This is a genomic window from Calidifontimicrobium sp. SYSU G02091, assembly GCF_022631395.1.
Lineage (GTDB): Bacteria > Pseudomonadota > Gammaproteobacteria > Burkholderiales > Burkholderiaceae_C > Calidifontimicrobium > Calidifontimicrobium sediminis.
In genome coordinates this window covers 1-26,450 of record NZ_JALBGB010000009.1, presented here as the reverse complement: position 1 = coordinate 26,450, position 26,450 = coordinate 1, and the positions used below count along the sequence as shown (strand labels likewise).

Annotated in this window: 21 protein-coding genes; 10 read left to right on the top strand and 11 right to left on the bottom strand. The window is 72.2% G+C overall.

Annotated elements, in window-relative coordinates:
* Positions 1-7: 7 nt before the first annotated feature.
* Entirely contained in the window at positions 8-1,252 is a 1,245-nt protein-coding gene (locus MOJ79_RS07850) for an MFS transporter (protein WP_241923650.1), read from the bottom strand.
* An 86-nt stretch (positions 1,253-1,338) separates the two neighbouring features.
* Here MOJ79_RS07850 and MOJ79_RS07845 point away from each other — a divergent pair, with 86 nt between their 5' ends.
* From MOJ79_RS07845 to MOJ79_RS07830, 4 genes are all read left to right on the top strand, one after another.
* The gene (locus MOJ79_RS07845; protein WP_241923649.1) at positions 1,339-3,795 is read left to right on the top strand and encodes a hypothetical protein; all 2,457 of its coding nucleotides are present in this window, start codon (positions 1,339-1,341) and stop codon (positions 3,793-3,795) included.
* 22 nt (positions 3,796-3,817) lie between these two features.
* Complete coding sequence (locus MOJ79_RS07840) at positions 3,818-5,827, top strand: peptidase U32 family protein (RefSeq protein ID WP_241923648.1); 2,010 nt, start codon at positions 3,818-3,820, stop codon at positions 5,825-5,827.
* The gene (locus tag MOJ79_RS07835) at positions 5,824-6,447 is read left to right on the top strand and encodes a class I SAM-dependent methyltransferase (RefSeq protein ID WP_241923647.1); all 624 of its coding nucleotides are present in this window, start codon (positions 5,824-5,826) and stop codon (positions 6,445-6,447) included. The genes MOJ79_RS07840 and MOJ79_RS07835 overlap by 4 nt, the downstream gene beginning before the upstream one ends.
* A gap of 214 nt (positions 6,448-6,661) precedes the next feature.
* Complete coding sequence (locus MOJ79_RS07830; protein ID WP_241923646.1) at positions 6,662-7,027, top strand: hypothetical protein; 366 nt, start codon at positions 6,662-6,664, stop codon at positions 7,025-7,027.
* Positions 7,028-7,045: 18 nt separating this feature from the next.
* On the opposite strand, the gene MOJ79_RS07825 is transcribed toward MOJ79_RS07830, so the two are convergent.
* The 9 genes from MOJ79_RS07825 to MOJ79_RS07785 form a co-directional block, all read right to left on the bottom strand.
* Complete coding sequence (locus tag MOJ79_RS07825) at positions 7,046-7,336, bottom strand: hypothetical protein (protein ID WP_241923645.1); 291 nt, start codon at positions 7,334-7,336, stop codon at positions 7,046-7,048.
* Positions 7,337-7,478: 142 nt separating this feature from the next.
* A complete protein-coding gene (locus MOJ79_RS07820) occupies positions 7,479-7,835 on the bottom strand; it encodes a hypothetical protein (protein ID WP_241923644.1) in 357 nt (118 codons plus the stop codon).
* 115 nt (positions 7,836-7,950) lie between these two features.
* Complete coding sequence (gene fahA / locus MOJ79_RS07815; RefSeq protein ID WP_241923643.1) at positions 7,951-9,276, bottom strand: fumarylacetoacetase; 1,326 nt, start codon at positions 9,274-9,276, stop codon at positions 7,951-7,953.
* A gap of 1 nt (position 9,277) precedes the next feature.
* Positions 9,278-10,081 (bottom strand): cyclase family protein, encoded by an 804-nt coding sequence (locus MOJ79_RS07810; RefSeq protein WP_241923642.1) that lies wholly within the window; start codon positions 10,079-10,081, stop codon positions 9,278-9,280.
* A gap of 24 nt (positions 10,082-10,105) precedes the next feature.
* The gene (locus MOJ79_RS07805) at positions 10,106-11,155 is read right to left on the bottom strand and encodes an SMP-30/gluconolactonase/LRE family protein (protein ID WP_241923641.1); all 1,050 of its coding nucleotides are present in this window, start codon (positions 11,153-11,155) and stop codon (positions 10,106-10,108) included.
* Between the two features lie 20 nt (positions 11,156-11,175).
* A complete protein-coding gene (locus MOJ79_RS07800; protein ID WP_241923640.1) occupies positions 11,176-12,498 on the bottom strand; it encodes a TRAP transporter large permease in 1,323 nt (440 codons plus the stop codon).
* A gap of 8 nt (positions 12,499-12,506) precedes the next feature.
* On the bottom strand, positions 12,507-13,070 hold the full coding sequence (locus tag MOJ79_RS07795; protein WP_241923639.1) for a TRAP transporter small permease subunit: 564 nt from the start codon (positions 13,068-13,070) through the stop codon (positions 12,507-12,509).
* A gap of 1 nt (position 13,071) precedes the next feature.
* Positions 13,072-14,136 carry a C4-dicarboxylate TRAP transporter substrate-binding protein gene (locus MOJ79_RS07790; RefSeq protein ID WP_241923638.1) on the bottom strand — a complete coding sequence of 355 codons (1,065 nt, stop codon included), beginning with the start codon at positions 14,134-14,136 and terminating at the stop codon, positions 13,072-13,074.
* Complete coding sequence (locus MOJ79_RS07785; RefSeq protein ID WP_241923637.1) at positions 14,133-14,858, bottom strand: TetR/AcrR family transcriptional regulator; 726 nt, start codon at positions 14,856-14,858, stop codon at positions 14,133-14,135. The genes MOJ79_RS07790 and MOJ79_RS07785 overlap by 4 nt, the downstream gene beginning before the upstream one ends.
* A 166-nt stretch (positions 14,859-15,024) precedes the next feature.
* Here MOJ79_RS07785 and MOJ79_RS07780 point away from each other — a divergent pair, with 166 nt between their 5' ends.
* Entirely contained in the window at positions 15,025-16,587 is a 1,563-nt protein-coding gene (locus tag MOJ79_RS07780; protein WP_241923636.1) for a protein adenylyltransferase SelO, read from the top strand.
* 30 nt (positions 16,588-16,617) lie between these two features.
* On the opposite strand, the gene MOJ79_RS07775 is transcribed toward MOJ79_RS07780, so the two are convergent.
* Positions 16,618-19,269, bottom strand: coding sequence for a VanZ family protein (locus MOJ79_RS07775; protein ID WP_241923635.1), 2,652 nt, complete (start codon positions 19,267-19,269; stop codon positions 16,618-16,620).
* Here MOJ79_RS07775 and MOJ79_RS07770 point away from each other — a divergent pair.
* From MOJ79_RS07770 to MOJ79_RS07750, 5 genes are all read left to right on the top strand, one after another.
* Positions 19,238-20,338, top strand: a complete 1,101-nt coding sequence (locus MOJ79_RS07770) for a hypothetical protein (protein WP_241923634.1) — start codon at positions 19,238-19,240, stop codon at positions 20,336-20,338. The genes MOJ79_RS07775 and MOJ79_RS07770 overlap by 32 nt on opposite strands.
* A 167-nt stretch (positions 20,339-20,505) precedes the next feature.
* Positions 20,506-22,224 carry an asparagine synthetase B family protein gene (locus tag MOJ79_RS07765; protein WP_241923633.1) on the top strand — a complete coding sequence of 573 codons (1,719 nt, stop codon included), beginning with the start codon at positions 20,506-20,508 and terminating at the stop codon, positions 22,222-22,224.
* Positions 22,225-22,300: 76 nt separating this feature from the next.
* Complete coding sequence (locus MOJ79_RS07760) at positions 22,301-23,764, top strand: lipopolysaccharide biosynthesis protein (protein ID WP_241923632.1); 1,464 nt, start codon at positions 22,301-22,303, stop codon at positions 23,762-23,764.
* A gap of 534 nt (positions 23,765-24,298) precedes the next feature.
* Positions 24,299-25,828, top strand: a complete 1,530-nt coding sequence (locus MOJ79_RS07755; protein ID WP_241923631.1) for a hypothetical protein — start codon at positions 24,299-24,301, stop codon at positions 25,826-25,828.
* Positions 25,825-26,450: acyltransferase family protein (locus tag MOJ79_RS07750; protein ID WP_241923630.1), on the top strand; the 626-nt coding region annotated here is incomplete at its 3' end. The genes MOJ79_RS07755 and MOJ79_RS07750, both read left to right, overlap by 4 nt.

Here is a 26,450-nt window from a genome sequence, read left to right as displayed (position 1 = left end):
GAACCCGTCAGCGCGGCGGCGCGTCGTGCTCGTGCATGCGGTCGCGCTGCACGAGCGACGGGAACAGCCGCCACCACAGGCCCACCACCGCCAGCGTGCCCGCGCCGCCGACGACGACGGAGGCCACCGGCCCCCACCACGCGGCGGTGACGCCCGACTCGAACTCGCCGAGCTGGTTGCTCGCGCCGATGAACACCGAATTGACGGCACCGACGCGACCGCGCATCGCCTCCGGCGTCTCGAGCTGCACCAGCGTCTGGCGGATCACGACGCTGACCATGTCCGCCGCGCCCGACGCCGCCAGCGCGAGCCAGCTCAGCACCAGGCTCGTCGACAGCCCGAAGACGATCATGCACGCGCCGTACACCGCCACTGCCGCGAGCAGCCAGCGCCCGACGTGCCGCTGCAGCGGCCGGTGCGCGAGCGCGATGCTCATCGCGAGCGCCCCGACGGCCGGCGCGGCGCGCAGCAGGCCGAGCGCCGTCGGTCCGGCGTCGAGGATGTCGCGCGCGAAGATCGGCAGCAGCGCCGTCGCGCCGCCGAGCAGCACCGCGAACAGGTCCAGCGAGATCGCGCCGAGCATCACCGGGCGGCCGCGGATGTAGTGCACGCCAGCCAGCAGCGTGGCCCAGGTCGCGGCCTCGCGCAGCCGCTCGACCGGCCGCGGCCGCAGGCCCGCCATGCACGCGACCGCGACGCCGAACAGCGCCGCGCTCGCGCCGTAGACCGTCACCGCGCCGCCGGCGGCGTACAGCGCACCGCCGAGCGCCGGGCCGGCGATGATCGCCGCCTGCAGCCCGCTGGAGGCCAGCGCGGTGGCGCGCGCCAGCTCGCGCGGCAGCACCACCGACGGCAGCAGCGCCTGCTGCGCCGGCATCTGCAGCGCGCGCATCGCGCCGAGCACGACCGACAGCGCGAGGATCAGCTCGCGGCCGACCCACTGCTGCCACGAGCCGAGCGCGAGCACGAGACCCACCGCGGCCTGCACCGCCAGCGCCAGCACGACGAGCCGCCGGCGGTCGTGGCGGTCGGCCCAGTGGCCGGCGGGCAGCGTCAGCAGCAGCGCGGGCACGAACTGCGCGAGGCCGACCAGGCCCAGGTCCCACGCGCTGCCGGTCAGGTCGTACATCTGCCAGCCGAGCGCGACCATCAGCATCTGGCTGCCGCCGGTGCCCGCCAGCCGCGTGGCCCACAGGCGCAGGAACTGCGGCTGGCGCAGCAGCGCCAGCGCGGAATCGTCGAAGTCGCTCATCGCAAGGCGCGCGAGCATAGGCCAAGCCCGTCCCCCACACCCGCGCCTTGCCGCGCACCGGCTGCCGGGCTCCAATCGGCGCCACGATGAGTGCGCACGACGCCGCCACCCCCTCGCCCGCGCCGCGCGTGGCCGTGATCGCGGTGCACGGCGTCGCCGACCAGGCCCCCGGGCAGACGGTGCGCGAGCTGGCGCGGCTGCTGTGCCACGGCCGCGACGGCGCGCCGCGCTACGTCGACGGCGAGGTGCACGAGGTGCTCGTGCCGGTCACGCCGCTGGCGCCGACGCCGCGCGCCGGCGGCGCAGCGTCGGTGCCGCCCGAGGCCACGCTCGAGCCCGGCCGCCCGAGCGAGTTCTACCTGCGCCAGCGCGGCGCGAACGAGCGCCCCAGCGACCTCGGCCTCGCGCTGACCGACCACCTGCTCGCGCGCTACCGCCCCGACGACGCCGACGGCCTGTACGCGTCGACGCGCGTGTCGCTGCGCCGGCGCGCTGACGGCACCGGCGTCGATCTGTACGAGCTGTACTGGGCCGACTGCTCGCGGCTGCAGCCCGGCGGCATCCGTGCGCTGTCGGCGGCGTACCAGCTGCTGTTCCACCTCGGCACGCTCGCGCGCGACGTCGTCGACCACGTCGCGCTAGCCGCCGCAAGCGACGGCAGCGACGGCACGGGCCGGCGCGCGCTCGCGGCGCTGCAGCGCCTGCACGCGTGGTCGGCGTGGCTGCTCACGGGCCCGGCCGCGCTGCTGCAGCTGGCGATGCTGCTGCTGGTGGGCTACGGCGCGGCAGCGTTCGTGCCGCACGAACACGCGCAGCTGCTGCTCGCGCTCGGCGGCGGCGTGGCTGCCGTCGTGCTCGCGATCGCGGCGTGGCTGGCCACGCAGCGCGCCGAGCCGGCGACCGCCGCGCTCGCGCGCGCGCTGCCGTCGCTCGCCGCCGCGCTGGCCGGCGCCGGCATCGCGGCCACCGCGCTCCTCGACCCGACGCCGCCGGTGACGCTGTACGCGCTGACGGCGGGGCTGGCGATGCTGGCCGTCGGTGCCGCACTGCTGCAGCGCTACGTGCGCACCGTGCGCGGCGCGGGCGCCGTCGGCGTCGCGGTGCTCGCCGCCACCGCGGCACTGCTGCTGTGGCACGGCCGGCGCGATTTCGCGCACGCGACGACGCTGCGCGAGTGGATGCTCGCCACGCTGCTGCACGTCGGCGAGGCGCTGCTCGTCGCGCTGCTCGTCGTGTGGGGCGTGCTGGTCGTCGTGCAGATGGCGGCGCTGGCGCTGAGCTTCGCGCTCGCGCGCGCCGGCGGCGCGGTCGCGGCGTCGCTGGCCACGGCGCGCATCGCGCTGTCGGTGTCCACCGCGCTGTTCGTGATGCTGAGCCTCTTGCTGTGGTCGGTGGTCGCCTACGTCGGCGGGTTCGCGCTGGCCGACCTGCGCTTCGAGCCCGCGCTGCTGGTCGCCGGCGCGTACCCGTCGGGCGCCGCGTTCCTCGAGGCGCAGGTGCGCGACGTCGGCGCGCTGTTCACGCCGCTGATGGCGCTGGCCGGCGTCGTCGGCACCGTCGCGGTCGTCGCGGTGGCGCCGTCGCTGCGCGAGGAACTGGCACCCACCGCCGTGCAGCCCACCGCGCGCGGCGACGTGGCCAGCGCGCGGCTCGGCCGCTGGTGGACGCGCGCGCGCGGCGCGGTGGCCGTGCTGTTCGGCGCCGTCGTGCCGGCGCTGGCGCTGGGCAGCGGCGCCGTCTACCTGCTGTTCGCCGTCGACAAGCTCGGCGGGCTGCCGCTGCTCGATGCGCTGGTGGGCGAGCTGCGCGCGCCGTGGGGTGCACTGCTCGTCGACATCGGCAAGGGCCTGGCCGCACTCACCGCGGTCGTCGTCGCGCTGGGCGCGCGCTTTTCGCGCACGTTCGGCAAGCTGCGCGTCGCGCTCGACGCCGTGCTCGACGTCGACAACTACTTCCGCGACCCGAGCGACCGGCGCGCGCCGCGCGCGCGCATCTTCTCGCGCTACGCGTCGCTGCTCGACCACGTGCGCCGGCTCGGCTACGCGCGCGTCGTGATCGTCGCGCACAGCCAGGGCAGCGTGATCAGCGCCGACTTGCTGCGCCACCTGCAGCACGACGGGCGGCTGCGCGCGCTGGCCGGCGACGCGCCGCGCGCGCTGGTGACGCTCGGCTCGCCGCTGCGCGATCTGTACGCGGCGCGCTTCCCGCTGCTGTACCGCTGGATGGGGCCGGCGCCGGCCGCGTTCGCGCACGCGGCGCCGCAGCCTTCGCTGCTCGGGCTGCACGAGTGGGTCAACGCGTACCGCTCGGGCGACTACGTCGGCCGTGCGCTGTGGACGCCGCCCGACGCTGCCGGCGCGTTCGACGTCGCGCGCATCGACGCGCAGCAGCACGCGGTGGCCGCGCGCCGCGACGGGCGCAGCGAGTTCTGCCTCGGTGCCGGCGCGCACACGCACTACTTCGCCGACGACGCCGCGGCGCTGGCCGCCGAGATCGACCGGCTGATCGCCGGCGCGTCCCCCCACGCGCACCGGCCAGCCTGAGGCGCGCCTACACTGCGCGCCCATGCCCCGCCCGCACCTCGAACTGCTCGCCCCGGCGCGCGATGCCGCGATCGGCATCGAGGCCGTCAACCACGGCGCCGACGCCGTCTACATCGGCGGCCCCGGTTTCGGCGCGCGCGACAAGGCGTGCAACAGCGTCGCCGACATCGGACGGCTGGCCGCGCACGCGCACCGCTTCGGCGCGCGCATCTTCGTCACGCTGAACACGATCCTGCGCGACGACGAGCTCGAGCCCGCGCGGCGCCTCGCGTGGCAGCTGTACGACGCCGGCGCCGACGCGCTGATCGTGCAGGACATGGGCCTGCTCGAGATCGACCTGCCGCCGATCCAGCTGCACGCGAGCACGCAGACCGACATCCGCACCCCGGCCAAGGCGCGCTTCCTGCAGGACGTGGGGTTCTCGCAGATGGTGCTCGCGCGCGAGCTCGACCTCGCGCAGATCCGCGCCATCGCCGCCGAGGTGCGCGAGGCCACGCTCGAATTCTTCGTCCACGGCGCGCTGTGCGTGGCCTACAGCGGGCAGTGCTACATCAGCCACGCGCTGACCGGGCGCAGCGCCAACCGCGGCAGCTGCTCGCAGGAGTGCCGCCAGCCGTTCACGGTGCTCGATGCGCAGGGCCGCGTCGTCGCGCACGACAAGCACGTGCTGAGCCTGAAGGACAACGACCAGAGCGCCAACCTCGAGGCGCTGGTCGACGCCGGCATCCGCAGCTTCAAGATCGAGGGCCGCTACAAGGACATGGCGACGGTGAAGAACGTCACCGCGCACTACCGCCGGCTGTTCGACGCGCTGCTCGAGCGCCGCCCCGAGTTCGCGCGCGCGAGCAGCGGGCGCTGCCGGTTCACGTTCACGCCGCGGCCCGAGCTCGGCTTCAACCGCGGCGGCACCGACTATTTCGTCCACGGGCGCCGCGCCGACATCGGCGCGTTCGACACGCCCAAGCACGCCGGACTGCCGGTGGGCCACGTCGTGGCCGTCGCCGCCGACCACTTCGACCTCGACACCGGCGACGCCGCCACCGTGCTGCACAACGGCGACGCGCTGACCTGGTGGGACCGCCAGGGCGAGCTGCACGGCGTGCCGGTCAACACCGCCACCGCGCTCGACGGCGCCGGCGGCACGCGCTGGCGCATCGTGCCGCAGCTGCCGCGCGGGCGCACCGTGGCCGACCTGACGCGCGAGGCCGACCTGCGGCGCGACACCGCCGTCAGCCGCAACCGCGACATGGCGTGGGAGCGGCTGCTCGCCAAGCCGTCGGCCGAGCGGCGCATCGCGGTCGATGCGACGCTGGCGCAGGCCGAGGTGGACGGCCGCCCGGGCTTCGAGCTGACGCTCAAGGACGCCGACGGCCACCGCGGCGTCGCGCGCGTCGCGCACCCGCACGAGGTCGCGCGCGACGCGGCGCGCGCCGAGGCGCAGCTCAAGGACGCGCTCGCGCGCCTGGGCGACACGATCTTCGAGGCGCGGCGCGTGCGGCTGGCGCTCGCGCGGCCGTGGTTCGTGCCGGCCTCCGCCGTCAACGCGCTGCGCCGCGACGCGGTCGCTGCGCTCGAGGCCGCGCGCGCCGCCGCATGGCAGCGCCTGCCGCGCGCCAAACCGGTCGAGCCGCCGGTGCCCTACCCCGACGACGCGCTGACCTACCTGGCCAACGTCTACAACCACCGCGCCGCGGCGTTCTACGCGCGCCACGGCGTGCGCGTGATCGAGGCGGCCTACGAGAGCCACGAGGCGCTCGGCGACGTGAGCCTGATGATCACCAAGCACTGCGTGCGCTACAGCCTGAGCCTGTGCCCGAAGCAGGCCAAGGGCGTCACCGGCGTGCAAGGCACGGTGCGTGCCGAGCCGATGACGCTGGTGCACGGCAACGACCGCTTCACGCTGCGTTTCGACTGCAAGCCGTGCGAGATGCACGTCGTCGGCGCGATGCGCAAGCACGTGCTGCGGCAGCTCAAGAGCGAACCGCTGACCTTCTACCGCACACGCCCAGCAGCCACCCCGGCATCCCGATGAACACCACCGCCTTCCCCGATGCTGCCGAGCACTGGAACCGCCGCTTCGAGCGCGACGACTTCCTCTTCGGCACCGAGCCCAACGCGTGGCTGCGCGAGCACGTGCACGCGCTGCCTGCGGGCGGGCGCGTGCTCAGCGTCGCCGACGGCGAGGGACGCAACAGCGTGTGGCTGGCCAAGCAGGGCTTCAGCGTCGACGCGTTCGACATCGCCGAGGTCGGCGTCGCGAAGGCGCGCGCGTTCGCCGCGCGCGAGGGCGTGCAGGTGAACTTCCACGTCGCCGACGTCGACGGCTTCGCGTGGCCGACGGCGGCCTACGACGGCGTCGTCGCGATCTTCGTGCAGTTCGCCGACCCGCCGCTGCGCGCGCGCATGTTCGAGCGCATCGTGCACAGCCTCAAGCCCGGCGGCGTGCTGATCCTGCAGGGCTACACGCCCAAGCAGCTCGAGTACAGGACCGGCGGCCCGCCGGTGGCGTCGCACCTGTACACCGAGGCGATGCTGCGCGAGGCCTTCGCCGCGCTGCAGATCGTCGAGCTGCGCGAGTACGAAGCCGACATCCACGAAGGCAGCGGCCACCACGGGCGCTCGGCGCTGATCGGCCTCGTCGCGCGGCGCTGACGCTGCGCGCGGCGCGCGCCGCACCACGGGCGGCGCGGTCGGCACCGCGCACGCCGGGTTCACTCGGCGCGCGCAGGCGCCGGCTCCGGCGCGCGGACGCCTTCGCGTTTACGCAACTTCACACATCGGCGGTCCACCGGCGCGCGGGCTGCGCCGTTGTGACGCACGGGCCGCCACGTTTCGTTCGTCGACCGCGGCCGGCAAAGGAGCTGCGATGACCCGTTCCCGAAAGACCCTGTGGATCGCCGCGCTGGCGCTCGGTGGCGCGCTGGCCGGCGGCGCCGCGCACGCACGCGGCGACGTGTACTGGTCGCTCGACATCAGCGCCCCCGGCTACCCGGTGGGCGTGGGGGTGAACCTGTCCAACGCGCCGCGCGTGGTGGCCTACCCGGCGCCGGTGGTCGTCGCGCCGCCACCGGTGGTCTACGCCCCGCCGCCCGTCGTCTACGCGCCCCACCCGGTCTACGTGGCGCCCCGGCCCGTGGTGTATGCGCCCCCGGTCTACGTCTACGAGCGCAGGCACTGGAAGCGCGGCCACCGGCACGACCACCACCGCCACCGCCACGGGCACGACGACTGACCGCGCCCGCACGCGCCGTCAGGGCTCGAGCGTGTAGACCTCGGCAGCGCGACGCTCGGCGTCGCTGTGGCCGGCGAGTGCGGCGTCCCACTCCGGGCCGGCGGCGCCGTGCGCGGGCGTGCGCCCGCCGGTCAGGCGCACGAGGTCGTCGGTGCCGGCGTCGAACTCGCCGACGGCCTCGCGCTGCGCGGTGAACAGGCGCGCGATGCGTCCGCCCTCGCTGTCGATCACGACGAGGTAGCGCGCCGCCGGCCGGTGCGGCTCGCCGCCGTGGTGGCCCGGCACTTCGATGCCGTAGGTCTGGCTCATGGTTGGACTCCCGGTGCGGTCTCGACCGCCGCGAGTATCGCGGCAGCCGGCCCGCAGGGTCACCGGCCGTCGAGCGGCGCGAGCGGCGTCGTCAGCGGATGCAGTGCAGGCGCAAGGACGCGCGGGACGATGCGGGCGGTCCTTACTGCAGGCGCGACCCGGCGGACGGCGCCCCGTCGCCGCAGTCGACCTGCTCGAAGATCACACGGCACAGGCGCCGCGACGACGCGTCGGACAGGATCGCGAAGCCGAGCAGCGGACGTGGGCCGTGCAGTTCGGCGCCCACCGGCAGTGCGTCGTGCAGCGCCCGCGCGACATGGCGCCGGCCGACGGCGTCGACCAGCATGATTCCTTGGTCGTTGGCGTCCAGCACCCGATACAGCGCCATGGTCTTCCCCTCCTGCAACTGCGGTCGACAGTGTGCCGCTGCACCGATGGCAGGTGCGTGACGGTCCCATGACCGGCCGTGCGCAGCGGCCGGCGGCGTGACGGCGTTCACGCGCACCGGCTGCCGACTGCGCCGAGGTCGCCTGCACGCTGGGCGGCGCCGCGCACGTCGACGGGGGCTGCGCCTCGGCGGTCGACGGGCTGCGGCCGCGGGTCGGTGTGCGGGCTCAGGCGGCAGCCGGCAGTACCGTCGCGCGGCACTCGCCGAAGCCGATGCGCGCGCGCCCCGGGGCCTCGCACCCGCCACGGAAGATCACGGTGTCGCCGTCGGCGAGGAAGCCGCGCGTCTCGACCGTGCCGTCGGGCCCTTCGAGCTGCAGCGGCACGCGCCCGGCCTGCGTGAGCTCCATCATCGCACCGGCCTCTCCAGCGGTCGGGCCCGAGATCGTGCCGCTGCCGAGCAGGTCGCCGGGCTGCAGGTTGCAGCCGCCCACCGTGTGGTGGGCGAGCATCTGCGCCGGCGTCCAGTACTGGTGGCGAAAGCTCGTCTCGGTCAGCCGCACCGGCCCGAGGCCGCGCGCGCGCCGCGCGGCCGACTCGAGCCACACCGACAGCCGGATGTCGAACGCGCCGGCGGCGCGCACCTGCGGCGCATCGAGGTACGGCAGTGGCTGCGGCTCGCCCGCATCGCGGCCCCAGGCACAGCGGTACGGCGCCAGCGCATCGAGCGTGACGATCCACGGCGAGACGGTGGTCGCGAAGTTCTTCGCCTGGAACGGCCCCAGCGGCGCCATCTCCCAGGCCTGGATGTCGCGCGCCGACCAGTCGTTGAGCAGGCACACGCCGAACAGGTGGGAGTCGGCCTCGGCCACCGGCACGCGGGTGCCCAGCGCGTTGCCGACGCCGACGACGAGGCCCAGTTCGAGCTCGTAGTCGAGCCACTGGCACGGCGCGAACACCGGCGCGTCGGCGCCCGGCGGCTTGATCTGCCCCATCGGCCGGCGCACCGGCGTGCCGCTGACCACCACGCTGGAGGCGCGCCCGTGGTAGGCGATCGGCAGCCAGCGGAAGTTCGGCGACACGTCGGGGATGCCGAACAGCTTGCCGATGTTCAGCGCATGGTGGATCGAGGTGTAGAAGTCGGTGTAGTCGCCGATGCGCAGCGGCAGCGCAAGTGCGGCCTGCGCCTGCGGCACGAGCAGCGCGTCGGCGTGCGGCTGCGCCGCGCCGCCGTCGGCAAAGAGCGCGAACAGGCCATGGCGCAGCGCACGCCATGCGCCGGGGCCGAGCGCGAGGAAGTCGTTGAGCACCGGCTGCGCGGCGGCCGCGCAGGCGCGCTGCGCGTCGCCGGCCAGCAGGCCGCTGGCGGCCAGTGCCGCGAGGTCGACGATGCGGTCGCCGAGCGCGACGCCGCCGCGCCAGGGCTCGGTGCTGCCGGCGCGGCGGAACACGCCGAACGGCAGGTTCTGCAGCGGGAAGTCGGTGCCGGGCGCGTTGGCGCTGGCCAGCCAGCTGCGCGCGGCCGGATCGTGCGTGTGGTCCAGCGCGCTCATCTCACGCCTTCATCAGCGCGTCGTCGAAGATGGCCACCGCGCGTGTCCAGCCGGCCGACGCGCCGCGGATCTTGTGCGGGAAGCAGCTGATGTAGAAGCCGTCGGGCGGCAGCGCCTCGAGGTTGTGCAGCTTCTCGAGGTGGCAGTAGCCGATGTCGCGCCCGGCCTTGTGGCCCTCCCAGATCAGGGCGGCGTCGTGGCTTTCGGCGTACTTCTTCGCGGTGTGGACGAACGGCGCGTCCCAGCTCCACGCGTCGGTGCCCGTCAGGCGCACGCCGCGCTCGAGCAGGTACATCGTCGCTTCGTAGCCCATGCCGCAGCCGGCCGAGACGTAGTCGGACTCGCCGTAGCGGCTGCCCGCGCGCGTGTTGACGACGACGATCTCCAGCGGCTTCAGCTCGTGGCCGATGCGCTTGAGCTCCGCCTCGACGTCGGCCGCGGTGACGACGTAGCCGTCGGGGAAGTGGCGGAAGTCGAGCTTGACGCCGGGCTGGAAGCACCACTCGAGCGGCACCTCGTCGATCGTCGTCGCGGGCTTGCGGCCGCCGAGCTTGGCGTCCATCGTCGAGTGGAAGTGGTACGGCGCGTCGAGGTGCGTGCCGTTGTGCGTGATCAGCGTGACCTGCTCGATCGCCCAGCCCTCGCCGTCGGGCAGGTCCTCCTTCTTCAGCCCGGGGAAGAACGGCGCGATCTGCTCGAAGGTCTGCCCGTGCGTGAAGTACTGGATCTTCGGGCCGTAGCCGGGCGGGTCCGACAGCACGTCGTTCTCGAGGTAGATCGACAGGTCGACGAAGCGGCGGGTCATGGGTCTCCTCCTGGGGGTGCGGCGCTACGGACGCTCGTGCCAGTGCACCATCGGCAGGCCGGGCACCGGCGAGCGGAAGTACGGGATCGTCGTGCCGAGCAGGCTGCCGACGTAGACGGTGCGCAGGTCGGGCCCGCCGAACGTGATGCTGGCCATCCACGGCGCGATCGTGCCGCGGGCACGGGCCATGTCGTCGGCACTCACCTCGCCGGCGGCCATCTTCGCGAGCAGGTGGCGGCTCGCGTCGGGGTCGCCGTCGTCGAGCAGCACGCGCAGGTCGCCCTGCGGCGTCAGCGCGACGAGCTTGTCGACCATCACCAGCGTGCACCACAGGTTGCCGTGCGCGTCGAACGCGATGCCGTCGGGGTAGCCGCCCAGGTGCGACGGCCCGAACACCTCGCGGTCGACGAGGCGCACGCCGTCGGCGCGCTCGTCCAGTCGCATGCGCGTGATGTGCGGGCCTGTCGTCTCGACGATGTACAGCCACTGCTCGGCCGCGTCGAGCCGCACCTCGTTCGTGAAGTGGAAGCCGTCGGCGACGACGCGCAGGCCGTGCTCGTCGACGACGGCGATGTAGCCGTCGCGCACGCGCGTGGCCGCGGCCTTGGTCCACGGGTTCACGCGCGTCGACACCGTCAGCCACAGCCGCTGCTTCGAGTCGCGCAGCACGAAGTTGACTTTGCCGATCGGCTGGCCGTCGATGCGGTCGTACAGCGTCCGCGTGCGCCCGTCGCGCGTCATCAGCTCGAGCCGGTCGGTACCGAAGTTGGCGATCAGGATCGAGCCGTCGGCGGCGAAGGCCAGCCCGTTGGGCAGCGTGCCCTGCGTGAACTTGGCTTCGAACGCGTCGGCGGTGTCGGCCGCCGCGGTCGCGAAGCGCTCGTCGACGCGCTGGCCGACGAACTGCTGCGCTCCGTCGGGCGCGATGCGCATCACGCCGCCGCGCGCGTCGGCGGCCCACAGCGTGCCGTCACGCTCGGCGAGGATGCACTCGGGGCGCTGCAGGTCGCGGCCGATCGTGCGGATCGCAGCGCGGTCGACCTCGAAGCCGTCGAGCGGGTTGGCGATGGACATCGGCGTCACCTCCACGCGGGCTACTTCAGCAAGACGAGGCTCAGCGACGGGAACGCGATCAGCAGCGCGAGCACCGCGAGCATCACGAACGTGAACGGCGCCGCGCCGCGGAACACGTGGCCGATCGGCACGTCGTGCGCCGCCGCGAGCGAGCTCTTGACGACGTAGGCCGACAGCCCGAACGGCGGCGTCAGCAGGCCGACCTCGACCGCGACGACCGTGACGACGCCGAACCAGATCAGGTTCAGGCCGAACTGCTCGGCCAGCGGCAGCGCCAGCGGCAGCACGATCAGCATGATCGACGACGAGTCGACGATCGTGCCCAGCAGCAGGATCAGCGCGACGTAGCACAGCAGGAATCCGGTGACGCCGAGCCCGGCGGCGGCCATCGCCTCGACGAGCGCCTGCGGCGTGCCGCTCATCGCGAGCATGCGCGTGTAGATGCTCGCGCAGATGATCAGGAAGCTCACCGCCACCGTCACGTGGCCGGTCTCGGTGAGCACGCCCCAGAAGCTGCGCCACGTGAGCTTGCGCCGCAGCACCGCGATCAGCAGCGCCACCAGCGCACCGACCGCGCCGGCCTCGGTCGCGGTGAACAGGCCCGTGTAGATGCCGCCCAGCACCGAGGCGATCAGCAGCACCACGGGGAAGGTCTTGAGCGCCATCTCGCCCCAGCCCATCGCCGGCGTGTCGTCGCCGGCGGCAGCGGCCGTGGTGTCGAACACCTCGCCGGGGCGCCAGCGCGCGAGCGCGACGATGGCTGCCGAGAACGCCAGCGCGAGCACGACGCCGGGCACGATGCCGGCGGTGAACAGGTCGCCCACCGACTGGTTCGAGATGAACGCGTACAGGATCATCAGCAGGCTGGGCGGGATCAGCATGCCCAGCACCGACGAGCCGGCGACGACGCCGACCGCGAAGCGCGTGCGGTAGCCGAAGCGCACCATCTGCGGCACCGCGACGCGGCTGAACACCGCCGCCGACGCGATCGAGATGCCGGTGATCGCCGCGAACACGGCGTTGGCCGCGACGGTCGCGATGCCCAGCCCGCCGCGCAGCCGGCGCAGCAGCTGGTTCGCGACGTCGAAGGCGTCCTTGCCGATGTCGGCGTAGGCGACGAGGAAGCCGGTCAGCACGAACAGCGGCACGACGCCGAAGACGTGGCTCGCGATCGCGTCGCTGACGGCCTGCGCGAGCAGGTTGGCCGCCACCGTGACGTCGTCGCGGATCAGCCACACGCCGACGAAGCTGACCACACCCAGCGCGATCGCGACGTGCAGGCCGGCGTAGATCAGCGCCAGCATCAGCAGCAGCGAGGCGAGCGCGATCGTCGTGTTGTCCATCGGCTCTCTTACGCGGCGCGGCGGCGCGACCGCGCGCGCCGCAGGTCGGCGGCCAGCAGCAGCAGGTAGCACAGCGCCGTCACGCCCAGCCCGATCAGCGTGATCAGCCGGATCGGCCACACCGGGGCCTGGAAGTCGCCGATCGCGCCGGTGTACTCGCGGATGCGCACCGACTCGACGAGCGGCGTCCAGCTCGCCCACAGGATCACGAGCATCAGCGCCGCGCCCACCGCGTGGTACAGCGCGTGCAGCACGTCGGCCACGAGGGGGCGCGCCTTCTGCAGGTGGCCGAGCAGCACCTCGGCGCGCGTGAAGCGCCCGCGGTGCAGCGTGTCGGCCAGCTGCAGGAACACGATGCCGACGATCGACAGCGCGACGAGCTCCGGCACGCCGCGCAAGGGCGCCGCGAACAGGTTGCGCCCGGCGACGTCGACGTTGATCAGCACCATCAGCGCCAGGATCCACAGCGTGCCGAGCGCGTTCATCGCGCCCGTCACGCGGTGCAGCGCGAGCGGCAGCGGCTGGCCGTACGACGTGGCCTGCGGCTGCGGCGCGTCGAGGCTCGCCGCCACGTCAGCGTGACCAGTCGCGGGGCAGCTTGACGCCGGCCTTCGTCAGGCCGCCCATGTAGGCCTCGAGCACCTGCTGCCCCGGCAGGCCCTTGGCCGTCACGTCGTCGGCCCAGGTCTTCGCGACGTGGGGCAGCGCGTCGGCCCAGCGCTTGCGCTCGGCCTCGCTCAGGTCGGCGACCTTGGCGCCGGCGCCCGCCATGTTCTGCAGCAGCGTGCCGGCCGCGGCGCTTTGCGCCTTCGCGAACTCGGCCGAGTACGCGTCGCCGACCTCGCGCAGCACCTGCTGCACCTCGGGCGGCAGGCGGTCGAAGCGCGACTTGTTGATCGCGATGCCGCCGGCGAACATCGCACCGAAGTTGACCTTGGTGATGTGCGGCGCGACCTCGTGCAGCTTGGCGCCCCACGCGCCGGTCGTGAACACGATGACGCCGTCGGACACGCCCGACTTCAGGTCCTCGTAGTAGCTGTTGAGGTTGCCCGCCACCGCGACCGCGCCGGTGTTGCGGATCCAGTTGGCCGCCGGGCCCGGCGCGCTGATCTTCTTGCCCTGCAGGTCCTCGTACTTCGTCACGGGGAACTTGGTCCACAGGTGGTAGGTGTCGAGCGCGGCGCCGCCGAGGTAGACGAGGCCGTTCTTGGTCCACGCGTCGGCCATCGCCGGGATGCGCTTTTGCATGTCGGCCACGGTGCGCGTGACCAGGCCCAGGTCGTCGGTGCCGAACGGCGTGAAGTACGAGACGTTTTGCAGCGGGAACTTGGGCGCCTCGAACACGGTGCTGACGAAGCCGAGGTCGCCCACACCGTCGGCGATGCCCTTCGACTCGCCGCCGAGCTTGACGAGCGTGCCGCCCCAGGCCTTGGTCCACTCGATCTTGTGCTTGTTGCCGGCCGCGGCCAGGCGCTTGTCGACCTCGGGGATGTAGAACTCGTCGAGCAGCTTGACCCACAGGAAGGCCGGCGGGTGCCCGGCCACGGCGGTCAGCTTGATGACCTGCTGCGCGTGCGCGGCGGTCGCGCCGGCGGCCAGCGCGGCAGCGGCGACAAGGAAGGCGAGGCGGTGCTTCATGGGCGTCTCCGGGTTGGGGTCGTGGAAGTCGGGGCGGCAGCGGGCGGCGCCGCCAGCACCGCCTTGAGCCCCGCGGTGATGAACGCCGCCAGCAGCGGCGCTGCGGCGGGATCGTTCGGCCGCGCCTGCCGGCGCGACAGCTCGCCGACGCGGCGGTCCGACAGGTGGTGCAGCAGCGCGCCGAGCGCGAACTGGTAGCCCCACGCGACCTGCGCGCGCGTCGCGTGCGGCGCGGCGCGCTGCAGCGCGTCGATGAAGGCGTGCGCCATCGGGTCGAAGTATTCCGACAGCACGCTGTCGACGCCGGGCGTGCGGTACTGCAGCTCGCGCGCGACGAGCAGCGCGTAGAACTCGCCCTCGGCGCTGGCGCGCAGCCGCAGCACCGGCGTGACGAACGCGTCGACGATGCGCTCGAGCAGCTCGGGACCGCCGGCGTCGACCGCCGCGCGCAGCCCCGCCATGCGCTCGTCGATCGTGCCCTTCCAGTGCTCGAACAGCGCGCGGAACAGCTCATGCTTGGCGCCGAAGTAGTAGCCCACCAGCGCCAGCGGCACACCGGCGGCTTGCGCGATCTGGCGGATCGTCACCGCGTGGTAGCCGCGCTCGGCGAACAGCCGCTCGGCGGCGAGGAGGATGTCGGCGCGGCGGTCGCGCCGCTCGGGCGCGACGGCGCGCGCTGCGGTGCGGCGGGGGCGGGCGGTGGCGGGCACGGGGGCGCGCATGCCGCGATTGAACGGTCGTACCGAAAGTTTTGACAAGCGTACAAACCCGCGCCGGGTCAACCCCGATGCGGCCGCACCCCGTGGCCGCGATCGCGCCCCTGCCGCCGACCGGGCCGCTCGGCATCGCGCACACTGGCGGATCCGTCGCTACCCGCCACCTGCCCCCATGAACGCCCTGCCCGCCGCCGAAGCCCCCGTCGAGACGCCACCCGACGCGGCGCGCGGCCCGCGGGTGTTCGCGTTCGACAACACCTACGCGCGCGAGCTGCCCGGCACCTACGTCGCGTGGCCGCCAGCCCGCGTGCCGGCGCCGAAGACGCTCTACCTCAACCTCGAGCTCGCGCACGAGCTCGGCGCCGACGCCGCCTTGCTCGACGGCGACGCGGGCGCCGCGGTGCTCGCCGGCAACGTGCTGCCCGACGGTGCGCAGCCGATCGCGCAGGCCTACGCCGGGCACCAGTTCGGCGGCTTCTCGCCGCAGCTCGGCGACGGGCGCGCGCTGCTGCTCGGCGAGGTCGTCGACCGCCACGGCCGGCGACGCGACATCGCGTTCAAGGGCTCGGGGCGCACGCCGTTTTCGCGCGGCGGCGACGGCAAGGCCGCCGTCGGCCCGATGCTGCGCGAGGTGCTGATCGGCGAGGCGATGCACGCGCTGGGCATCCCGACGACGCGCGCGCTCGCCGTGGTGGCCACCGGCGAGCGCGTGCGGCGCGAGCGCGCGCTGCCCGGCGCGGTGCTCACGCGCGTGGCCGCGAGCCACCTGCGCGTGGGCACGTTCGAGTTCTTCGCCGCGCGCGGCGACGTCGAGCACCTGCGCCGCGTCGCCGACCACGCGATCGCGCGCCACGACCCCGCGCTCGCCGGCGAGCCGCAGCGCCACCTCGCGCTGCTGCGCGCCGTCGCGCAGCGGCAGGCCGCGCTCGTCGCGCAGTGGATGAACGTGGGCTTCATCCACGGCGTGATGAACACCGACAACACGACGATCTCGGGCGAGACGATCGACTACGGCCCCTGCGCGTTCCTCGAGGCCTACGACCCGCGCACCGTCTTCAGCTCGATCGACCACCACGGCCGCTACGCGTTCGGCAACCAGCCGCACATCGTGCGCTGGAACCTCGCGCGGCTGGCCGAGGCGCTGCTGCCGCTGCTCGCCGACGACACCGAGCGCGCCGTCGCGCTCGCCACCGAGGTGATCGACGCGTTCCCGGCCTGGTACCGCCACGCGCTGCTGCAGGGCCAGCGCGCCAAGCTCGGGCTGCAGCGCGCCGACGCCGAGCTCGACGACGCCGACGCGACGCTCGCGGCCGACTGGCTCGCGCTGCTGCAGGCGCAGCGCGTCGACTTCACGCTCGCGTGGCGGCGCCTGGCCGACGCCGCCGCCGGCGACGCGGCACCGCTGCGCGCGCTGTTCGCCGACCCGCAGGCGCCCGACGCCTGGCTCGCGCGCTGGCACGCGCGCTGCGCGCTCGACGACGGCGGCGCGACGACGCCGCAGGCCGCCGCCGCCCGCGCCGCGCGCCTGCGCGCCGTCAACCCGCTCGTGATCCCGCGCAACCACCGCGTCGAGGAGGCCCTGGCGGCTGCCAGCGACGACGGCGACCTCGCGCCGTTCGAGCGCCTGCTCGCGGCGCTGAAGCGCCCGTACGACGACGCGCCCGAACTCGCCGCCTACGCCGAGCCGGCGCCGGCGCACGTGACGGCGGCGTACCGCACGTTCTGCGGAACCTGACCGGACACCCGGCCGCGCCGCCGGCGCTGCTCAGCGTCGACGCACGGCGGGCAGCGCCGCGGCCACCAGCACTCCGGCGGCCGACAGCCCCGACAGCGCCAGGTGCGCCAGCACGAAGCGCAGCGCGAGCGACGCCCCTTCGACGTAGACGCTGCGGTCGGTGCTGAGCAGGAACTGCAGCGTCGAGAACACCCGGCCGTACTTCACGACGGCCGACTCGGTGCCGGCCGCCAGCAGAGCCCAGCCCAGCAGCGTGCTCGCCGCCAGCATCGCAATCGCCGCGCCCGCGCGGCCCCACCGGGGCTCGCGCAGCATGCGATGGATGACGCTGCCCGTCGCCCCCAGCACCGTGGCGTATCCGAGCAGACACGCTGTGGCCATCGCGCCTCCGCCACCGGCCATCAGCTCGGTCAGGTTGTCGGTGCCGGCCCAGCGCACCACCACCTGGTGCCACAGCGGTACCACCCAGCACCCGTGCAGCAGCAGGTGCGACACGCTCGCGCCGCGCTGGCCGGGACGCAGCAGGCCTCCGTGCAGGGCATGGCCCAGCGCCAGGCTCCAGACGAACCCGAGCATCAGCACCGCCAGCCGGCCGACGGTCTCGACCGCCGCCCCGATGCCCAGCACCGGGCTGCCGACGACGTCGTACACGCTTTCGCGCGGTGCTCCCGCGAACAGCAGCACCGCCAGCACCAGCGGCACCCCGAGCAGGCCGCCGACGGTGGCCGCCACCGGCACGGCCGGCCGGGGAACCGCGACGCGTGCCAGCCAGCTCGGCACGCCGAACAGTGCCAGCGCCGCCGCGGTGACCGTCACGGCCGGCCAGGGCACGCCGCCCGGGGCCAGCAGCTCGCGAAGGTTGTAAGGCACCTGGGGCACATAGGCCACGCCCACGGCGGCCGCCAGCACGGCGAGCGAGACCGCGATCGCCCATCGCCGGTCCAGCCGAGCCGGGTCGTCGCGGCCACCGGGTGGTCGGAGGGCCGACACCCGGCTTGCCGCTGCCGCGTCGCGCCCCGCCGCCTGGCCTGCCCGGCTCGCCGTCGCCGCAGTGGCGCCCGGCCACAGCCCGGCCGTCAGCGCCCCGACGACGGCTGCGATCAGCACGTCACCGGTGTCGACTACGCGCTGCGGCAGGAACACCTGCAGCCCTTCGATCGCAGCCGCCAGTGCGGCCGCGGTCGTCGCCACCACGACGGTCGCGGAGGTCCGCGACAGGTGCCAGGGCCTCGCGGCCCACAGGCACACCGCCGCGAACGCCGCGAACTGGGCGACGCGCCGCAGCACGTTGGTCACCAGGTACAGCTCGGTGTTGGTCGCGTAGCTGGCGAACGGGATGGCGCTCAGCGTGTCCAGGCGTGCCCGCAGGGCCTGGGTGTCGGTGGCGAAATCGAACGGCCACGTGTGCAGCGCGAGCAGCGCCAGCGCCGCCAATCCCGGCAGCGCGAGCCGACCGAACCGCGCGCGGCGGTCGCCCGCCGCGTCGGGAATCAGCCCGACGGCCAGCACCCCGACGGCCGCCGCGACGATGTCAGTCGTGTCGACCACGCGCGACAGCACCAGCAGTTGCGCCCCCTCCAGCGCCGCCGCGACCGCCACCAGCGCCCACCCGGCCGTGCCGAGCGAGCCGCCACGGGCGCGCCGCGCCAGCCATGCGGCCAGGCCCCAGATCGCGGCGTCCAGGACGAAGTCGGTCAGACCGGCGAGCGGCCGGCCCTGCCAGGCCAGGAACGGCACCGGGTTCACGAGGCCCTGCGTCCACTTGGCCGCGATCTCGGAGCGGCTGACGGTCAGGTCCAGCGGCAGCACGCCATACAGCACGACGCACGCCAGGTAGGCGCCGAACGCGCGCCGCCAGGCGCCGTGGGGTGAAGTGCTGCGCTGCCAGAACGACGCCGGCACGGCGAACCACGCGCCCACGCCCAACGCCGCCCCGAGCGCCTGCGCGACGCAGTCCGACAGCGCCGGCTCGCGACCGCTGAAGAACAGCTGCGAGAACTCGAGCACCAGCGCCAGTGCGACGCAAGCCACCCAGACGGCCACCGCCGCCAAGCCGACGGCCCACGGGCGGCGCAGCCGCAGCACCGCCACGACCGCAGCCAGCCACAGCAGCGCCAGCGGCAGCGCCAGCAGCACGTTGGCCGCGAAGTCGGCCCGTGAGGCCACGGTCAGCGGCCCCCGCAGCAGCGCCCCGAAGCTCGCAGCGGCGTCGCCGATCGGCTGCGGTGTCCAGCGAAACGGGATGAGGCTGCCGTAGACCGGGAAGGCCGTGTAGGCGAGCGCGGCACCCAGCGGCCAGCGTGCGGGCGGCGAAACATGGCCTGCATTCATCGCGGCGCCAGTATCCGGCAGCCTCTCCATCAGGTACGGGGTTCCCGGGACGCCGTCTGGCCGCGATACTGGAGCGATCGTCTGGTTCCGACACCCCGACCGCGCGCCGATGGTTCCCGCGTCCGTCCCACCCCGCACTCCCCGCGCAGCGACACGCAGCCGGCCGTGCCCGACGCATGGCCATGCATCTGCCGTCGCCCTCTGGCGTCGGCTCGGATGCCTGCTCGCCGCCGCGTGGCTCGTGCTGCCAGCGGCTGCGCCGGCCCAGACCGTTGCGACGGCAGCGCGGCAGGTGGCCGCGGGCGCGCCGGTGCCCGCGGTGCTCCAAGTGGGCCCACAGCGCGAGATCAAGACCCTCGCCGAAGCCGCCAAGCGCGCCCGCGACGGCGACACGATCGAGGTCGACGCGGGCGAATACCGCCGCGACGTCGCGGTGTGGACGCAGAACGACCTGACGATCCGCGCCGTCGGCGGGCGGGTGCGGATGATCGCGGTGGGCGGCTCGGCCGAGGGCAAGGCGATCTTCGTCGTGCGCGGCGGGCGCGTCGTGATCGAGGGCTTGGACTTCGAGGGCACGCGCGTGCCCTCGCGCAACGGTGCGGGCATCCGCTTCGAGGCCGGGCAGCTCACCGTGCGCGACTGCCGCTTCGTCGACAACGAGATGGGCCTGCTGACCGGCAACGACCCGAAGGCGGAGCTCGTCGTCGAGCGCAGCGAGTTCGCGCACAACAAGCGGCTCGACGGCCACAACCACCAGCTCTACGTCGGCACCATCGGCAAGCTGACGGTGCGCGGCAGCTACTTCCACCACGGCCACATCGGCCACCTGCTCAAGAGCCGCGCGGCGGTCAACCACATCTTCTACAACCGCCTGACCGACGAGATGGGCGGCACCGCGAGCTACGAGCTGGAGTTTCCGAACGGCGGCGTCGCGGTCCTCGTCGGCAACTTGATCCAGCAGAGCTCGACGAGCGAGAACGGCATCATGATCTCGTTCGGCGCCGAGGGCTTCGAGGGCAGCGTGCACAAGCTGGTGCTCGCACACAACACGCTGGTCGACAACCGCCCGAAGGAAGGCGTGTTCCTGCGCGTGATGCGCGGCGAGGGCCGGTACACCGCACCAGTGACGATCAAGGCCGTCAACAACCTGCTGGTGGGCAACCCTGGCAAGCTCGAAGCCGCCGGCCCCGGCGAGTACGTCAATAACTTCCACGTCGACTGGGACGTGTTCGTGCGCGCCGCGCGCGAGGACTACCGGCTCGCCGCCGGCGCCGCGGTGGCCGGCAAGGCCGTCGACCCCGGCGCGTTCGAGGGCCTGCCACTGGCCCCGACGCACGAGTACGTGCACCCCCGGTCGCTGGCCGCGCTCAACGGCGGGGCCCGCCATCCCGGGGCGCTGCAGGCCACCGGTGCGCCTTGAGCTGCCGACAAGGCAGCGCAGCCGCGACGCCGAAGCGGTGAATTCGCACACACCCGATCCAGGGGGGTGGGCGGGCCGCCCTGAACGCCGCGGGTAGCATCCCGCGCTGCAGCCGTGCCCTGCGCACGCCCGCAGCCCGGCCCCGGGCCACACCGCCTTCCATGTCGATGAGCATCGCCACCGCCGTTCCCCGCACCGCCACACCGGTGGCCACGCTGGCGCTGGGGGCGCCGCGCTTCGACGACACCGCGCTGGCGCACCTGGCGCGCGGCGCCGACGCAGCCACCGCGTGGCAGGCGCTGCACGCGCGCGTGGTCGCGGGCGGTGGCGCGGCGGCGCTGCCCGCCGCGCTGGCCGGCGTGCAGGGCGACTTTGCGGTGGGCGTGCGCGACGAGCGCGGGCGCACGCTGCTCGCGGTGGACCGCTTCGCGATGCGCACGCTGTGCTGGCGCGTCATCGACGGGCGCATGCACTTCGCCGAGCGCGCCGACGAGCTCGCCGCGCTGCCGCCGCGCGCCGCCATCGACCCGCAGGCCGTCTTCGACTACCTGTACTTCCACGTCATCCCGTCGCCGCGCACGATCTTCCAGGGCGTGTACCGCCTGCCGCCGGCGCACGGGCTGTGGTTCGACGGCGGTCAGGTGCACATGCAGCCGTACTGGGTGCCGCGCTTCGTCGAGCCCGAGCGCGCCGACTTCGCGACGCTGGCCGCGCAGTTCCGCCAGCACGTACGCGACGCGGTGAGCGCGCAGCTCGACGGCAGCAAGCCGGCGTGCTTCCTGAGCGGCGGCACCGACAGCTCGACGGTGGCCGGCATGATCCGCGACGTGGCCGGCCGCGCAGCCACGTACAGCATCGGCTTCGAAGCCGAGGGCTACGACGAGATGCAGTACGCGCGCATCGCGGCCAAGCGCTTCGGCACCGAGCACCACGAGTACTACGTGACGCCCGACGACCTGGTGCGAAGCATCCCGGCGGTGGCGGAGCACTACGACCAGCCGTTCGGCAACAGCAGCGTGCTGCCCGCGTACTACTGCGCGAAGATGGCGCACGACGACGGCGTGACCAAACTGCTGGCCGGCGACGGCGGCGACGAACTCTTCGGCGGCAACGCGCGCTACGCGAAGCAGCGCGTCTTCGGCTGGTACGAAGGCGTGCCCGCGCCGCTGCGCCGCGGGCTGCTCGAGCCCGTGCTCGAGCGCACGCCGATCGGCCGCCTGCCGCTCGCGCGCAAGGGCCGCAGCTACGTCGAGCAGGCCAAGGTGCCGCTGCCCGACCGCATGCAGCAGTACAACCTGCTGCTGCGCCTGGGCCTGGACAACGTCTTCACGCCCGACTTCCTCGCGCAGGTGGACGAGGCCGACGCGCTGCGCCAGCAGCAAGCCGTGTGGCAGCAGGTGCAAGGCGCCAGCGCGCTCAACCGCATGCTGGCCTACGACTGGCGCTACACGCTCGCCGAGGCCGACCTGCCCAAGGTACGCGGCAGCACGCAGCTCGCCGGCGTGCAGGTGGGCTTCCCGTTCCTCGAGCAGGCGCTCGTCGACTTCTCGCTGCGCCTGCCCAGCGACTACAAGCTCAAGGGCCTGAAGCTGCGCTGGTTCTTCAAGGAGGCGCTGCGCGGCTTCCTGCCCGACGAGATCCTCACGAAGAAGAAGCAGGGGTTCGGGCTGCCGTTCGGGGTGTGGGCGACGCGGCACGAGGGGCTCAAGGCCTTCGCACGCGACTCGCTGCACGCGCTCGCCGAGCGCGGCATCGTGCGCGAGCCGTTCGTGCGCCGCCTGCTCGACGAGCGGCTGGCCGAGCACCCCGGCTACTACGGCGAGATGGTGTGGATCCTGATGATGCTGGAGCAGTGGATGCGCGGGCAGGCGGAGGATCGGCCTTGACGCCGTTCGCCGTCGAGACAGCCGTCGGGAGCCTTGGCCTCCGGATGCGCACTTCACGAGGCAGGGACACTATCGAATGAACCTAGGGGACTCCATCCGCTCTGGCGCCAAATGGCTGCTGTTCGGATCGATAGGCAACCAGGTGATCCAGTTCGCGATCGGCGTCGTGCTCGCGCGATTGCTGACACCGGCTGATTTCGGCTTGATCGTCACCGTGCAGATCTTCACCGGCCTGGCCGGTCTCATTGCTGGCGGCGGGATGGGGCAGGCCCTGATCCGCGAGAAGGATGTCGAGCGGCTCGACTTCCACGCGGTCTTCGTAGCGCAGCTTCTCATCGGTGCCGTCATCTACTTCGTCTTCTTCGTGACGGCACCGCTCATCGCCAAGGCCTTTGGCGATCCGGTGTATACGGACCTCGTCCGCATCTCCACGCTGGCCTTCCTGCTTCGGCCGCTGGTCAACATTCCTTCCGTCATCCTTCGCAGGGACATGCGATTCAAGGAGACGTCGATCGTTAACGTGGCTGCTGGACTCCTCACCGGCGCCGTCGGCATCGCCCTGGCCTGGCTGGGCTGGGGCGTGTGGAGCCTCGTGATCTCGGGCTATGTGGGCTCGCTCGCGACCATCGCGGCACTGATGTGGCTCGCACGGTACTCGCCCAAGCCTGTCCTTGCGCTGGAACGTGCCCGCCGCTTCGCCGCCTTCGGCCTGAAGTTCTCGCTCAACGACATCGTCAGCTACGCACGCGCGCAATCGGCGAACTTGGTCATGAGCCGCGAGATGGGCCCGGCGGCGGTTGGCACCTATAACAAGGCAGACAGCCTCGTCAACATCCCGTTCCAGACGATCAGCGGATCCGTCTACGAGGCGCTCTTCCGCGGCTTGTCGACGGTGCAGGACGATCTGGCCGAATCCAAGCGCCTGTACCTGCGAAGCATCGAATTGCTCGGGGTCTACACGCTGCCGATCTACATCGGCATGGCATGGCTGGCAGAGCCGTTCATCCTGGGCATCTATGGTCCGAAGTGGGCGGACGCGGCCATACCGCTGGCCGTGCTGGCGCTGTCTGGCATCTTTACCTGCGTGGGTCACCCGGCCGGGGCGGTACTGGCCGCCCAGAACATGCTCGGGCGGGAGTTGGTCGTACAGCTCACCTTCCTGGGAACCACCGTCTTGGGCATCCTCATTGGGATGCACTGGGGAGTCGCCGGCATCGCCACGGGCATCGTCATCGCTCGCGGCATCGCTGCCGTGCACATCACCTGGCTCGTCGCGACCCGGCTGCCTCTGAGCGGATGGGAGGTGGTCCGGGCTCTACGCTCCAGCATCTTCCTCTCGCTATTCATGCTGGCAGCGTTCCTGCTCATGAAGTATCTCGTGCTGCCACGCTTTGCGTGGAGCTGGCCGCTGCTCGAGCTCGCGCTGGGCTGCCTCGTCGGAGGCGCCGCCTACGCCGCCGCGTTCCTCACGATGCCGATTGCCTCGCTTTCCGGCGAACGCGCCCGGTGGATGCAGTTGCTGCGACTGCAGCGTGCCTAGACGCCTATGGATATCGCTGCACTGTTCACGTCCACCGTTTCGGATGCCCACGACACGGCACGCCCTGGTCAGCTGAGTAATACCCGATTCGGCGAGCACGGCGCCGCGACTGCGCGCTCGGCTTCGCGAGTTGCCGGGCCAGAGGCATCACAGCGGGCAGCAAGCGTCACGGGTGACGGTGCGCTCAGGCTTGTCAGAGGCCAAGGCTTCTGCAGACAGGTCCATCGCGGGGACTTCGACCTGCTGTTGGATCACTTCGCTGAAGGTAGAGTGGCTTGCGCGGCCCTCCGCTTTCCCACGCCAGGTGGAGAGCAGAGGGTCCTAAGCCTCAGTGGCGGGTACCGGGTCAAGAGTGCCGCCGCCGGCGGATGGCTGCTGACGCCGGCGAGGCAAGGTGTCTACGCGTACTGGATTCCGCGCGCCCCTGTCGTTCGTCGGCTGGACAAGGATGGCCACATCCTCTCGCACCGGACGGCGGACGTATCAGGACTGGAGGCCTCGGCCGACGGCCTGCAGGTCACCTTGGATCATCCGGTGGGCCACGTCCTCGATTTGGTCATCTGGCGCCTGCCGGCGAACGACGAGTCGACACGAGCGCTGATGCAGTTGTCCTCCCTGGAACGTCAACGCTACTTCCTGTGGAGTTCGCACACCGCCTACGCCCGACCGGCGGACCTCTACCTACATTGGGTTCACGGTCATATCTATGAGAATCATGAGGTCTGGCCGAAATACTGGCGAGTGTGCTCCGAACTGGACGCCTATGCCTTATATGTCGTGCTGACCGGGCTGTGGCGCGCGACGCGAAAGCCCCTCTACGACTGGCTCAGGACCCAGGTCGTTTTCTCCGTGATCGACCGCCAGTCCAACGATGGCGGCTGGTATCACGGAGAGTGGACCGACGAGATGGAATCTCACTTCCGGCTGCATGCCGCGGGGGTGCATCTGCTGGCAGCACACTATGAGGAGTCGCACGACCCCGTCGTCAGGGTCGCACTGGAGAAGGCCGCCGCCTTCGCAGCCAGCAAGAAGGATCATCTGCACAGCGGCGCGTGGTACCTGCACGACTCGCTCGAGGAGACGTGCGAAGGGCTCAGGCGCTATCCGTTCAAGTGCCTGCCCAGCCGCGCGCTCGGCAAATCCGAGAGCAACCTCTTGGTGCTCAACACGCACCTGGACACAAACATCGCGATGGTGCGGTACCGACAAGTCACGGGTGACGCGCGGTACGATGGGCTGGTGCAGTCTGCCGCCGACTCGACGCGCGCGGTGCTGGGCCTGCGCCCTGCTGAGTGGCTCTATCGGCCCTTGTTCCGTGCCGTCGCACTGACTTTCCTGCCGGCAGAGCGGGCACGCACACTTCCACTGCACTTGCGCGCGATCAAGCGCATCGCGTGGAGGCATCTGATTCCCTGGCTGCCCCGCATCAAGCGCTGGCGGCCGCGTCTGGTGATGCCAGGGGGCTACATCGAGCGCGAGCTCTCGATGCAGGCGTTCTCGGTGCGATACCAACCGGTCAACCTGATGGACCTGGCCCGCACACGGCGCGCACTCGACGACCGATCCCTCGATACGCTCCTGACTGAGAGCTTCGCCTTCACGAATGCCTGCGGGTTGGTCGACCGCTGGAAGGCGCTGAAGGGCAAAGAGGACGACTCCCTAGGCTTCTGGGCAGAAGCGCTTTACCACCTGGCCTTGGCGCGCCCCGACGCACGCTACCGCGAATGGCTCGCGCAGGCCATGCTCCACCTCGAGGACAACGGCCTCGGTTTGCCCCCGTCGCTGTTGGGTTCGAACGCGGAAGCCGTCGGATCCACTGAGCAGCACCCATGTCCCATGCCAGCCGATGACAGGCTGCGCGTAGCCAACCTGAGCTGCAGCGGATCCACGGAATGGCTCGTGGTCAATCCTTCCGACCGCCCAATCGAACTGCGATGGGCGACAGCGCCGCCAGCTGCCGTGGACTGGCGCACACCATCGGGCACCCCCGCCGTGGACGTATTGCCGGTCCTCGCGCCGAGGGCGTGGCTTTGGGGTAGGAAGCAGCAGGCCGAGGCAGCATGAGCGGTTCGGGAGACGCGCTGATCCGGCCGCACCACGCCTTACGAGGTCTAGCCGCCCTTTTCGTGGTCCTCTACCACTTCAGAGATGTCACGCCCTATTTAGGCAAGGTGATCGATGAGCAGACTGCTTTCTTTACCAACGGTCGCGTCTGGGTCGATTTCTTCTTCATCCTGAGCGGCTTCATCCTGTCCCATGTATATGCCCGCTCGTTCGCGGCCCCGTATTCAAGCGGTCGCGTGAGCCGAGCTTTCTACTGGGCTCGATTTGCCCGCATCTACCCACTGCACCTAGCTACCTTGTTCGCCATGATCGGGGTTGAGCTGTCGGCTTACGTGGCCCGTCCAGCGATTGCCGATGCCTTTGCTAGCGACCGAAAGTCTTGGCTTTCCATCCTCCAGCATCTGTCACTGACACATGCGTGGCGATCCTTGGATCGACTGGAGTGGAATGTCCCGTCTTGGTCCATCAGCACAGAAACTCTCGCGTATCTGTGCTTCCCGCTGCTCATGCTGATGGTGCATCGCCAGAAGGGGCTCTATGCCGTTTTGTGTGGAAACGCTTCGCGTCATGTTGGCATCGCCGGCGCGAACGGACTGGCCGGCAGGTGCTTGAGCTTGGACAT